7 protein-coding genes and 6 pseudogenes are annotated in these 12,999 nt (G+C 49.9%); 4 read left to right on the top strand and 9 right to left on the bottom strand.

Annotated elements, in window-relative coordinates; translation table 11 throughout:
- The first annotated feature begins 2 nt into the window (after positions 1-2).
- The 3 genes from MJ768_RS09960 to MJ768_RS09950 all read left to right on the top strand — a co-directional run bounded on the left by MJ768_RS09960 (position 3) and on the right by MJ768_RS09950 (position 3,085).
- Entirely contained in the window at positions 3-923 is a 921-nt protein-coding gene (locus tag MJ768_RS09960) for an HprK-related kinase A (protein WP_239291213.1), read from the top strand.
- 205 nt (positions 924-1,128) lie between these two features.
- On the top strand, positions 1,129-2,157 hold the full coding sequence (locus MJ768_RS09955; RefSeq protein WP_239291211.1) for a nucleotidyltransferase domain-containing protein: 1,029 nt from the start codon (positions 1,129-1,131) through the stop codon (positions 2,155-2,157).
- 121 nt (positions 2,158-2,278) lie between these two features.
- On the top strand, positions 2,279-3,085 hold the full coding sequence (locus MJ768_RS09950) for a GAF domain-containing protein (protein ID WP_239291209.1): 807 nt from the start codon (positions 2,279-2,281) through the stop codon (positions 3,083-3,085).
- A gap of 207 nt (positions 3,086-3,292) precedes the next feature.
- Here MJ768_RS09950 and MJ768_RS09945 read toward each other — a convergent pair.
- The 5 genes and pseudogenes from MJ768_RS09945 to MJ768_RS09930 form a co-directional block, all read right to left on the bottom strand.
- Positions 3,293-4,053: pseudogene (locus tag MJ768_RS09945) on the bottom strand (IS630 family transposase); the annotation flags it as partial.
- Positions 4,048-4,110, bottom strand: a pseudogene (locus MJ768_RS15445) (hypothetical protein); the annotation flags it as partial. The pseudogenes MJ768_RS15445 and MJ768_RS09945, both read right to left, overlap by 6 nt.
- A 157-nt stretch (positions 4,111-4,267) precedes the next feature.
- The gene (locus MJ768_RS09940) at positions 4,268-4,570 is read right to left on the bottom strand and encodes a transposase (RefSeq protein ID WP_239291207.1); all 303 of its coding nucleotides are present in this window, start codon (positions 4,568-4,570) and stop codon (positions 4,268-4,270) included.
- Positions 4,571-4,649: 79 nt separating this feature from the next.
- A pseudogene (locus MJ768_RS09935) lies at positions 4,650-5,291 on the bottom strand (IS3 family transposase); the annotation flags it as partial.
- Positions 5,292-5,330: 39 nt separating this feature from the next.
- Positions 5,331-6,885 (bottom strand): annotated as a pseudogene (locus tag MJ768_RS09930) (IS3 family transposase).
- A 60-nt stretch (positions 6,886-6,945) separates the two neighbouring features.
- Here MJ768_RS09930 and MJ768_RS09925 point away from each other — a divergent pair.
- Positions 6,946-7,200 (top strand): annotated as a pseudogene (locus MJ768_RS09925) (ISNCY-like element ISCARN112 family transposase); the annotation flags it as partial.
- A gap of 244 nt (positions 7,201-7,444) precedes the next feature.
- Here the strand turns inward: MJ768_RS09925 and MJ768_RS09920 are convergent.
- The 4 genes and pseudogenes from MJ768_RS09920 to MJ768_RS09905 all read right to left on the bottom strand — a co-directional run.
- Positions 7,445-8,452, bottom strand: a complete 1,008-nt coding sequence (locus MJ768_RS09920) for a PEP-CTERM sorting domain-containing protein (protein ID WP_239291205.1) — start codon at positions 8,450-8,452, stop codon at positions 7,445-7,447.
- A gap of 420 nt (positions 8,453-8,872) precedes the next feature.
- Entirely contained in the window at positions 8,873-9,544 is a 672-nt protein-coding gene (locus MJ768_RS09915; protein ID WP_239291203.1) for an acyltransferase, read from the bottom strand.
- 24 nt (positions 9,545-9,568) lie between these two features.
- A complete protein-coding gene (locus MJ768_RS09910) occupies positions 9,569-10,780 on the bottom strand; it encodes a glycosyltransferase (protein ID WP_239291201.1) in 1,212 nt (403 codons plus the stop codon).
- A gap of 968 nt (positions 10,781-11,748) precedes the next feature.
- Positions 11,749-12,957: pseudogene (locus MJ768_RS09905) on the bottom strand (ISNCY family transposase); the annotation flags it as partial.
- Positions 12,958-12,999: the final 42 nt, after the last annotated feature.

Below are 12,999 nucleotides of genomic sequence, written 5' to 3'. Positions count from 1 at the left end.
TTTTGAATGTTTCTGCATTAACTCCATCAGAACTTAAACTCCGTCTTAAAAAAACGGGGATATATCTGCAAACCGGCTCTTTTATTACGCACCTCAAAACTACGATTCCAAGTGTGGCTAAAGGTATCGGTTTGCTTTATGCCGATTATCCCTTAGTTGAACAAGATGGCTTTGCGGACTTTCACATTAGTCTTGTTCACCCACGTAACCTGCGGCGATGGTTCAAGCCACAGGTGTTGTTTTTATTTGATGGAAACACCATATTTAAACCTCTGCCGTTAGACCAGGCATTTCCCATGTTGGAGTGGGGGCTTAATTGGTGCGTATCAAATCACGTGAACCACTGTTTGATGATTCATGCGGCAGTAGTTGAAAAAGGTGGTTATGCCGCAATTATGCCCGCGCCTCCTGGCTCGGGTAAAAGTACCCTGTGCGCAGCCTTGGTAAACCGCGGGTGGAGATTGCTGTCTGATGAGCTTGCTTTGGTTCGTGTTGTTGATGGGAAACTCATCCCGCTTCCGCGCCCCGTCAGCTTAAAAAACGAATCTATCGAAATCATCAGACGTTATGAACAAAATGCGATTTTCAGCCGCAAGGTGGCAGATACGATAAAGGGCACGGTTGCCCATATGAAAGCACCAGCTGATAGCATAGCTCGAGCGACAGAGGTCGCACAGGTTGCATGGGTTATTTTTCCAAAATATCAGGCTGGTGCTACGACTTGTTTGGAGACATTGCCTCAATCCCGCGCTTTCATGCGGGTTGCGGATAACTCTTTTAATTATAGTCTTCTTGGACTCAATGGCTTTAAGACCATGGCGAGTTTAATTGATGCGTCTCTGTGCTATGATTTTACGTACAGCAAACTGGATGATGCCATTGAAATATTTGGCGCGTTAAAGCCGCAACCCTCCAGTAAGTAGTCGTATGAATGCTAATGAATTATAGGCTATTTGCAATCACGCTGCCCCAGCCTTCCCTCTAAAGGAAGTGATTCGAGTTCCTCGCCCTCTCTGGCGAAGATTGGATTAGGCGGTGGTAAAACGATTCATCACATTATATTTGACAGACATACCAAATGTGATCCCCAATTACTTAATATTACAAGCGCTCCGAGAGCCCGAAGCATTGATTTCCCTAAGTCTGCCAGACTGGGATTTACTCATACGCCAAGCACGACGCGCCAATCTATTGGCACGCATTTGCATTTTACTGGACGAACGCGGCTTACTCGAACAGGTGCCGCCAAAACCCCGCGAACATCTGGAATGGTCACGCGTAATCTCTGAAAGACATGTTCAAGCTGTTCATTGGGAAATAACCCTAATTCGAAAGGCATTGGCGAAAGTAGGGGTGCCAGTCATTCTCCTCAAGGGCGCTGCCTATGTCATGGCAAAATTGCCGCCCGCCAAAGGGCGACTATTCTCCGATATTGACATCATTGTACCTAAAGATAGTCTCAATGCTGTAGAAGCCGCCTTGATGCTTCATGGTTGGGCAGCGACGCATCACGATGCCTATGACCAGCGCTACTATCGCACATGGATGCACGAATTGCCGCCTATGCAGCATATTAAACGGATGACTGTCATTGACGTGCATCATGCGATTTTGCCGGAAACGGCAGCTCTTCACCCTGATTCGGCAAAGCTCCTGGCAGCGGCACAGCCACTTGATGGTTACGACGATTTAAAGGTATTCGCCCCAGCCGATATGGTGCTCCACAGTGCTGTCCACCTTTTCCATAATGATCAACTGGATCAGGGTCTGCGGGATTTGGTTGACATTGATAGTTTGTTACGTCATTTCAGTAAGTTGCCAGCGTTCTGGCCTAATCTAGCTGTGCGAGCACAGGAGCTTGAGTTGACGCGACCGCTTTTTTACGCCTTGCGATATGCGGTACATCTATTGAATACGCCCATTCCCTCAGGCATGATGGAAGCAGCCAAAAGTGGTCGCCCCAACCCGTTAACCTTGATATTTACAGATCAACTTTTTGAACGCGCGCTCATGCCAGTCCACAAGAGTTGCTCTGATTGGTTGACCGGTGCAGCGCGGCAGTTACTTTATGTACGCGCAACCTGGTTACGTATGCCACCCTTGCTTCTTGTGCGTCATCTTTTCCATAAGGCTTTCATTTCACCTAAGCCTGAATGATTGTTCCCGGACATGGCTGATCATTTTGCGGTATTAAATTGTTAGTTGTTTCTGTGCTTTGATCAGTAATAAACTTGGCTACTTGACTGCTTAATATAGTAAAGATAAGGATAATCTTACAATGGGTGATGTAGAAACTCCGTTGATCAAGCTTCAGGATTTGTCCAGTTTTTTAGAAAAGGGCAATCTTAATGACAATCTCGCGCAACTCGCGGAAATGACGGCAAAAATATTGAGCGCCATCAATTGTTCGATCATGCTGCTGAATGATGGCAAATCCGACAATTTGCTTATGAGTGTGTGCGCTAGCTACGGTCCAATGCCAGCTGCAGCTTATAAAGAATTGATAGGGAAGGGCGAGGGTATTGCTGGCTATGTAATTGCAACTGGGCAATCTTTGTTGATTGAAGATATTAACTACTCGGAGTTTGCAAAATTGGCTCGACGCGCAAGTGAACCAGGTAAGAGTCTGATTTCATCGCCTATTACCATCAGTGGGCAAATTGTAGGTGTAGTTAACATAAGTGATCACATGCACGGTTGCGCATTCAATCTGGTTGACTTGAATCTCCTTAATGTGGTTGCCTTATTCATCGGTAAATCGATCCAGACAATCCAATTGCAGAGCATTCTGAATTCACGCTTTGCCCAACTGGCGCTGGTCCAAGAAGCCCAAAATAATATGGGCGCATCTTTGGAAAGCGTTTTCCACAATCCTGATCAAGTGGCGAAAATATTTGCAAAATCCTTCTACAAAGAAATGGCCCGAGGAGGGTTCGGCTCAAATCAAATTATTAGTGCGGCTTCGGAAATTATTAGCCAGTTGAGTGATAATTTGCAACAACACAGTAAGCGAATGGAACGGAAGATGGCGAAACCGACAGACAATACACCCTCTTTGCAGAGAGCTGCTCTTAAACGAAAATAGTAGCAACTTAGGGTCTACATTCTGGATTGAAAGTAACTCTCTCCTTGTAGGCAATGTAATATTGATCCGGCACGAATTATTCATGAAGCCGCGTAGGCGACTTTTGGGTCGCCGAAATCGGCGCACGCGTTCGGGGTTTTGCTCAAGCATGGTCATGTGATCAGTCGCGGCAGCTCTGAGTTTTGCCTTGGTGCGTACTGGCACCTTTGAAGAGATGACGTGCTTGAGATCCGCATTCAGTCTTTCTTCGGGGTTGAGTTCAGGGCTGTAGCTGGGCAAGTAGAACAACTCGATTTTCTGTGCGTTCTCGGCAGCCCAAGCCTTTACAGGTTTGCTGTGATGAACTCTCAAGTTGTCCAGTATGAGAAACACTTTGCGGTCTGTATCCTTGATGAGCGCCTCCAGGAATTCAATGAGCTTGTCAGAGTTAAAGGCCTCATCAATAATCATCCAGCGCGTTTTACCCTGATTGGTTACCGTCGCAATCATCGATAGCTTGTGGCGCGTGCCGCCTACTGCGAACGTCACAGGTGTCTTGCCCACCGGCGCATAGCTCCTGCCTCTGACATCCGTGTTGACTAGCGCCGTCTCGTCGCCCCAGTGAATTTCCGCACCTTCGGTTTTTGCTCTGGCTTCAATGGCCGGATACTGTTCATCAAGCCAAGCCTGGACAGCTTCAGGGCGCTGCTCATATGCTTTTTTGATGGGTTTTTGTGGTGTAAACCCCAACGTGCCAAATAGTTGCCTACTGCCCGAATAGACAGCTTGATACCATGCGCCAGCTCAATGTGCTGGCGCACGGTGGGCCTGCTCCATAGCGCAAAATCCATCTTGAGTTGTTCCGGGCGTTTGTCGCAGATGGTTTGCTGAATCGTCAGCTCTTGGCTAACCATCAAGCGACGTCCACTGCCAGGTTTTTTGCCCCGAACGCAGGGCTTGAGTGCCCCCGAACCTTCAGCCTTATACAACCGCAGCGCCGTATTGACTGCCGTCCAGCTCAGTCCGGTTTGCGCCACGATCTCCATCACCGCCACGCCTTTGGGGTGCATACGAATGACTTGCTTGCGTCGTTCATGCAGTACTTCTCGCGACTGCTTGCGGGCATCTTCTTTTTCCATACCACAGAGACATCGAAAACCAATATAAATTCATTTATAAATCGTGCCGGGTCTATAGGTGACCCTAATTCCCGATCCTACTCTCCACAGCGTTCAACTCGTGCTCAGGATTGCCACGTATGCAGGTTGAGGCTTCAACGTATGAAGCATTGTACAGCGGAGTGAAGACATGTGACATACACATGTACTCGACCGTGACGACGGTTGAAGCGCTGGTATAGAAGCCGTTCAACTGCCGCATGCCCAGCGACAGGTTGCCCTCCGGTGTTGTTTCGATAAGCAGATGATAGTGATTGTCCATCAGGCAATACGCGTGACACAGCCAGCCAAAACGCACTACCACTTTGCCGAGGCAGACAAAAAACAACTCTTGATCTTCATCATCGAGAAATACCGAATTCCGCGCGTTGCCGCGGGAGGTAACGGTAGTACAGTGGACCCCTCCGTCAAGACAATAATGCACTGAGTTTAAGAGGGTAACCTTCTTCAAGCAGCGGAACGGCGCTGCCCCGGTTTTTGGTTTTTTTTGCTTCAATTTCTGGGTGAGCTTTTTCTTTCTCACAGTATTTGTCCACAATCCTTGCGCCGCCACCACTTCCTGTACGGTATACATGACCCGGTGTTTCGTAGCCCAGTGATTGGTGCGGTCTTTCTGTGTTGTAATGCACGAAGTATTCTGCCAAACCTATCAGCAATTCAGACATCGTGGCATAGCCTTTCAAATACACGTCTTCGTGTTTGACGCTACGCCAGAGCCGTTCCACAAAGATGTTATCCAGTGCCCTGCCACGCCCATCTATGCTGATGGCAATACCGTGACCCTTGAGCACGCCAGTAAACGCTTCGCTGGTGAACTGGCAGCCTTGATCGGTGTTGAATATCTCAGGTGTTCCATATGTCTGTAATGCCTGCTCCAGACAGTCCACACAGAACACACTATCCAGTGTATTCGATAACCGCCACGACAGCACTTTACGCGAGTACCAGTCAATCACGGCCACCAAGTACACGAATCCGCGCGCCAGGCGGATGTACGTGATATCCGTACTCCATACCTGATTGGGGCGGATTACATTCACGCCTCTGAGCGGTGATTGTCAAGCTAGTTGTCGCCTGAATGCTTTTGTTCATGCTGCAATTTTGTGCGCTAAATCTCCTTTTTTATGTTCGTCTTTAATGTGTTGATCCGGATTCAGGTGCACAACGAGAATCGGCTGCCAATTTCGTGTGGCCCCGCTCCAACGTTCAGGGCATCTGTTCTTTGCCGCCTCGTAGACGATGGCACGCTTCTCCAATAATGCCGTGTCGAGGCCAGCATGGCGCTCTGCCGGGGTCACAAAGTTGATGGCGCTGTGTCGGTGTTCTTCGTTGTACCATTGCACAAATAAGCCAACCCATTGCCTTGCAGCGAGCATACTTTCAAACGCCCGGCGCGGATAAGCAGGTCGGTATTTTAAGGTCTTGAACAGCGATTCTGAATAGGGATTATCGTTGCTAACCGCCGGACGACTAAACCACGGCGCGACGCCCAGTGCTTGCAAGGTAGCCAGCATCGTGGCGCCTTTCATCGGATTGCCATTGTCCGAATGTAGTACCACCTGATCCGGTTTGATGGCTTCCCGTGCGCAAATATCACGCATAACATCGCTCGCCAGCTCACTGCTTTCAGCATCATAAATCTGCCAGCCGACAACTTTCCGGCTAAAAATATCCATGAACAAATACAGGTAAAAATAGATGCCTTTCACCGGCGTCGGCAGGTAAGTGATGTCCCAACTGAACAACTGATTGGGCGCGGTTCCGCCGAGGCACGCGGTTTGTGACGGCGTTGTGCGGGTCGTTCGGCACCCCGATGCCGGAGAAAGTTCTCGGCTCTCAGGATGCGATAAGACGTTGATTCAGAATCGATGTACTCCCCTCGATCCGCCAATATCGGCACGATCTGACTGGGTGGCAGGCTACCGAATTCGTCCGAATTGGCAACCGTCAATATGTGTTTACGCTCCCACACACTGAGCTTGTTTGTTGGTGTTTGTGTCCGACAGGGGCGTTGATCGCCCAGCTACTGATCAACCTGCCAGCGCTGCAACGTGCGTGCGTTAAAGTTGATAACCGTACAGGCACGATCCTGGAGTGCGCCGGAATTCATGGCTTCCTGCACCAAGGTGATGATCTGACTGCGCTCTGCAAGAGAAGTCATTTGACCTCGTCCTCCCAGAGCGCGCGGAACTTTTTTTGTAGGATCAGCAATGCAGCTGCCTCCGCCAACGCACGCTCTTTGCGGATTAATTCACGCTTGAGTTGCTCATTTTCATCTTTCAATATCCGTATTTCACGCGTTCCCGATGCAACCTTTGTGTCCTCGCAAAAAGCTGTTTTCCAGCTGGATAAATGATGGGTAAATAAGCCGTTTTCACGACACCATGTCTGCAAGGCTTCACCCGTCAGACTATGCGTTTCATGCAACGCCACCAACTGCTGTTCGGTCGTCCAATCCTGCGGGCGACGCTCTTTGGTCACCAACAAGCCGACCGTGCTCGCTTTTTTTCTTTTCATCCAATTTTTTACCGTATGACAGTTCACATTCAGCTCTTCCGCGACCGACTGTATCGTCCGCTCTCCACGCGAATATACCTTGATTAACGCCTGCTCGATAAATGCTTGTGAATAACGTTTTCCCATTGTTGTCTCCTTCCCTCAAAGTTATATTTTTTGAGGCGACAACTAGCCTGACACAGGGGGCGGGGAGCGAAGGTCACGGTGCACGAACACTTTGACGGGAGAAAAGAGTTGCTATGGAAAAAGCGTCAACTGGCCTATACCGTGATGGACAAACCACGGCGTCAGACGCCCGTAGCAGACAGCAAATCAGTTAATGCGCGGGTGGATAAAGCGATGGTACGGCGTGATACGGGGCACAAACCCGCTCCGAGTCATCCTTGGAGAAACATACCTATCGGTAAGCTTGCCAACGATGGGCGGTGCGCAACTTTGTAGCAAAGGGAAAATAGGGTAAAGAGGACATTTCTACTTTGCAGAAAAGTGGACATTTCTATTTAGCGTTGACAGACTTGACCCAATACTGTTCGGATAGCGCGCTTGACGGAGTGATTTTGCTGTTCAGTACGTTGATTTTATTTAACTTAATTTTATTAACCGAACAGTATTGAGACTTGTCCCCTTTTTTTTAAAAAAAGGGGGGCGATAGCCCCCTTTCTCTGATAAGGGTTAAGCTTTCTTATTAAGAGCGTGACTTGCGACGACGCGCAAAGCCAAGACAGCTCAGACCGATACCCAAGAGAGCCAAGGAAGCCGGCTCAGGCACATTGAAGCTACTGGTACCGCGCACTTGGAACGCAATATTTTCACCATTAATTCCGTTGATGGAACCCAATGTGTTGGCGGCACACTGTTCGGCAGTTTGAGCAGCCGTGCCTGAAGTAATAGGGCCCGCACCGCAAAAGTAACTGGTACCGTCAAAGAAGTTGGAAGAAGGGTTTTGCTGGCTATAAGGCAAATTCTGAAATGTATCAAAATTTACAGAGAGTAAACTTAATCCTGCCTTGAAAAAGTCGGGGTGGGCGAATCCAACATCAATCTGTAATTGGCTAGAACCATTACCGGACACGGATTGAATATTCGGATAGTTATTAGTTAAGAAGCTATCCAGTTTTCCGCAAGATACGATCGCGCCAGTAATAGGATCTATTGTGCACCCACCAGTTGTGTTGAAAGAACTGGCGCCATAGCCTGTTGTAATATCGAATGGTAGAACCGTGCCGGAGAGGATCAGAGTCCCATTATTAAAGCCCTTACCGGTCAGATTATCCGCATTCCTTAATACATCGTAATAAATTTTGAAAAAGTTGTTTCCACCCGGTATCACCTTAAAAGTAGCGGTATCGTTTGGTATTGTACCAGAATGAGATGACACCACCTCTTGGAAACCAGTGACCATGGTCCACTCATACCCCCCCGCATTGTTTAGGTTCAAGCCCCCAATGGGGGTGCCATTTGGATCAATGAAGGCGTCCAAACCAACGTGGGCGTAGGTTTGAAAGGTGTCGTCTAAAGTATTAGTCCGCGGGACAGATATCGCATTTCCGTTTCCCCATCCTAGTGCACCAACGGCTAGAGATGGATCCCCGACAACTATACCATCAGGATCGATATTAACAACGCTTGTTGCATTAGCGGCAGTAACCCCTATCGACATGGCGATGGCAGAGGCAAGTATTAATCTCTTCATTTTCTTTCTCCTTAATATTTAAGATGAATCTTAGGGTGTTGCAGTAACGAGAAATAATTCCTCGTTTCACCTATACATAAGCAGATTTCGTGCCATAAAATATAATGTATTATTATACATAATGTTACTGATTTTCGTATTTGTTTTCTGCAAGGTAATGTAAAAAAACTCGACAATTAGGAACTGATTTAAATACCAGGCATTCATAACCTATTCGTCATCCAACGATGCAGAGGAACTGGGGGATACCCTATCAATTGGAATGAAAGCGCCCAAGGGCCGCGACCTCACCATCTGTCGTACCCGTAATGCTGGCGTTGCAGCCCTAGATCTAGAAACGAACATGGCCCATGGTCTGCTCAGCACTTTTCTCACGACTATGCGTAACAAGGTCAGACCAGGAATCCCTGTAAAAAAACCTTAATCGGACGATTTGGTATAGAGGAGTCGAGCAGGAATCCCTCCCCATACTTCGTTTGGTCCAATCTTGGTGCCTTTGCACACAACCGCCCCTATTGCGATAATCGCATTATCCTTAATAGAAACGTCAGCAAGCACAACTGCATGCGCCCCAATTGTCACGTTATCCCCGATGCTTATTTTGTAGTGTGCCAGGCGCTTGCCCTCGATGACATGTGGCACGAGTAAGGCGAATTGGCCGACAATCGAATTGGCGCCAATATCTACTAAGAGCGGATCAAAGATAATGCCCGAACTGTAAGTGTTTGCGCCGAGGCGAGCCCCCAAGGCCAAGTAGATCAGTCGCATAAGGGGTACGGGAATGGCACCGCTGCGCATCAGTGAATAGAACAAAATTAGATTGAACAGCAAGTGTATATGGTAGCCAAATTCGTCTCGCGACTTTTCCGCGATTTCACCCTCTCGCAGGGGTATGAAGAACATGAACAGGCGGTACGCAATCAGTGCATAAGCATATATCAGGACAATCACCCCAGCGATAAGTATTATGCCCCGAAATTCACCTAGCGGCATCCGGCCAAAAAGAAGATAGCTACTTGCTGTCGCCAATCCGATCACGGCCACGAACAGTATCGAAAATACCAGTATTTCCGCGATGCCTATTTTGCGCATAACTTTCCTTCCAATCAGGCTTGACTAACCCAAAACTTCCGAAATGAATGCTCGAAAACGTTGCCCGGCGTCAAATTGTCTGAAACGCTCACCCGCCTGCTCGGCTGCATGGGTGAAGGTGGGGATTTCAAGCAGGGTACGGACGGCCTCTTTCAGTTGGGCGGGTCGGACACGCGCTGCCCGCATGGATAAGCCCGCACCCAGACGTTCGATGGCGCTCATGTTTAGCAGTTGATCCATATTGGAGCAAATTCCTAGAATGGGCGTTCCGGATGCAAGTGCTTGATAGGTGGTCAGGCTGCCGCCATTGCAGATGACCAAGCTTGCGCGCCGAGTGGCGACATCCAGCGGCAGATAATCTGCCACGAAGGCATTGGCGGGCACGTCTGGCAGGTCAATTTTGCCAGCGGTGGCGGTTATCACGGTGATCGGCAGTTCAGACAGGGCGGATACGGCCATCGGCAATAGGTCAGCTGTGCCCGAGCTACCTAGAGTCAACAATGCCACGGGTTTGTCTTCAGGAAGGTGTCCCCACCAGTTCGGTAGGGGCGCGCGGGCAGACCAGAGCGGCGGGCCAAGATAACGGTGATTGGCTGGCACAGGCTGTGTTGGCACTAATTCAGGTACATCGGCATAGAGGGTGTAATCGCCCCAGGTGTAGGCGGTTCTCAAATCATGTCCCAGAGGGGGCAGGTTGTATCGACGGCGCACCTGATTAAGCGGGCGTGCGTGCAGGGCGAATGCGATGGGTCTTGCCGCATCGAATAGTCTTTGCGCGAAGCGCACACCCAAAAACCGGGTCATGGGTAAATCTGGGATAGGATAGGCAATGTCGGCATAGGGACTCCAGTAGGCATTGACTACGGCAGCGTAGGGAACCCCCGTTAGGGGTGCGCTGACCGCCAACGACAAGCGAAAGTCGCCGACAATGAGGTCAGGCTTGAAGTGCTTGATCAGCGCGAGATCTTCTTCGACATAGCGGGTGAGCTTTTCAACATCGTAAAGCGGCTTGCCTTGGGCGAGGGCTTGCGCGAATTCGGCGGAGGGGATAGAGCGCAGGGGATAGAACGCACAGCTAAGCGGTGCGTCCAGATCGGTGTAACGAGGATCGGAGGCAACAATGACTTCATATGCAGTCGGGTCGAGCGCCTTCGCCAGCGTTACAATACGCGCGAAATGTGCCAGTGTGACTGCTTCGGCAATAAAAAGAATGACCGGCTTGTCTCGGGCTTGCATTACGCTCGCTCACAGAAAATTGGAATCATAGCACGAGAACTATTTTGTATCATTCGAGAAATGGTAGTTGGACCGGGTGTAGTGTGCATCCCTTTGCGTTCCGCACAAAGCCGGCGCATACGCGCTTGTCATGGAGCGGTGTAAAATTTTCCGACAACCACTTGACGTGTGTGCCAGTGCGGATATAGTTCTCAGCTGCATGTAACGGCCTCGCGCTGTAAGAAATGCGCGTTTGGGTCATACATGGACGCGCACTATTGCCAAGCTTTCAATCAATAGATTTTATGCTTCTTAACAAAGCACCGCATGCCTTATGGGTGCGTGCTGCACACAGGCATTAAGCAAACGCAGGCTGCCATCTTAATTCACTGTCCGGAAAACGGGGTCCACTATAGAAATCAATTGAGCCCAAAAATCGACTCAAAAATCGCAAATTGCGTTCGAATTCAGAAAAACAGAAAACTGACCGAATCACAGCGAATCCGTTACTCTGACGACGGATTTATAGAAATGCCCTATAGTTGAATCGCAAAGACGAAAAAATCCAAGCCATCCACATAGATGTCAACGTCTGTAAAAAATTCCGACAAATTATTTTCGCTAATCCCTTGCGGGAAAATTTTGATATCGAGGGTCAGGATTGATGTCTTTGGCCAAGGCCGCCATGATATCGGCTTTGGGTTTTCCGAGGCTGGACATGCGCGAGAACGCTTCGTGATAGGGAAAACCGTCTACCATTAATATCAATCCGATGGTTGTGTAAAATGACTGCAGAATTGTAAGGCGCGCTGAGAAATGCTTGGCAACACAACGCGGCTACTTTAGAAATTTCAATTTCAAAATTCTAGAATTAATCGATCTAGGTTTTCGCTTGCCCATCTCTTATTTCTGTTTAGCTGTCAACGCCAAATAGAAATGTCCACCTTTCTGCAAAGTAGAAATGTCCGCTTTACCCTATTTTCCCTTTGCTACAAAGTTGCGCACCGCCCATCGTTGGCAAGCTTACCGATAGGTATGTTTCTCCAAGGATGACTCGGAGCGGGTTTGTGCCCCGTATCACGCCGTACCATCGCTTTATCCACCCGCGCATTAACTGATTTGCTGTCTGCTACGGGCGTCTGACGCCGTGGTTTGTCCATCACGGTATAGGCCAGTTGACGCTTTTTCCATAGCAACTCTTTTCTCCCGTCAAAGTGTTCGTGCACCGTGACCTTCGCTCCCCGCAGCCCCAGCCCTGTGCCCGTGGTTTTTATTTGCAGTAACTGGTTCTCATACTGACATGAGAGGTTCTTCGACAGCGTTCTCGTCATCTGAACTGACAAGGTGCGCACCAGTTCTGCCGAGGTGCCCGGGTAGGCCAGATGCGCATCAGACGGGTCTTTTGGCACCACCGCAAAGCGCCGGTTGTAGTCCGCAATGTAGCCCGGCAGCCATGCGTTGGCGCTGTCCATATCGTTTATGCCAGCCAGCCGCATTTCCTTGACCAACCGATCCTGCAAGGTCTGGTTGGCGCGCTCCACGCGACCCTTGGCCTGCGGGGTGTTGGCCGGGATACATTCAATACCCAGTTCACGTGCGGCGCGGGCGAACTGCGTTTCAGCCTCCGGGTCAGCATCTTTGGCATTGATGTGGAAGACGCTGTGCCTGTCGCTGTAGAGTGCCGCTGGCGCGCCATGTGTCCATATGTGATCGTGCAATACCCGCATGTAGCCCAGCGTGGTCTCGGTCGGGGTGAAGCGCAGTTGCGTCAGCCGCCCGGTGGCATCATCAATGAACACCAGCAGCGTGCAATATTCCCCGCGCCCTTCAAACCAGTCGTGGGGGCTGCCGTCTATCTGGATCAGTTCGCCAAACCGGGCGCGGCGCTCACGCATTGGATGCGTGCACACCGTACCGCCTCTTCTGGTGCGCCAGTAGCCCGCCCCAATCATCAACTAGCGGGTACTCTCGACGGACAGTTGAATGCCGTGCAGTTCGGCGAGTTTCTCGTTAGCCAGCGTCGGCCCGAAGTCCCGGTAGTGTGTGCCGATGAGTTCAATGGCCGTCGTACGTGCGGCTTCATCCAACCGCCGGTTTGAGGCTCTACCGCGCTTCTTGCTGACCAATCCACCCAGGCCTTCCGCCCGATATCGCTTGGACAACCGCCGCACCTGACGGGTGCCGACGCCTAGCAGCCTGTCGGGCTACCCGTTAATTCTGCCAGCCACCTGGTATTGCCG

It is taken from the genome of Candidatus Nitrotoga sp. 1052 (assembly GCF_927312905.1).
GTDB lineage: Bacteria > Pseudomonadota > Gammaproteobacteria > Burkholderiales > Gallionellaceae > Nitrotoga.
This window is presented reverse-complemented; position numbering and strand designations above follow the sequence as displayed.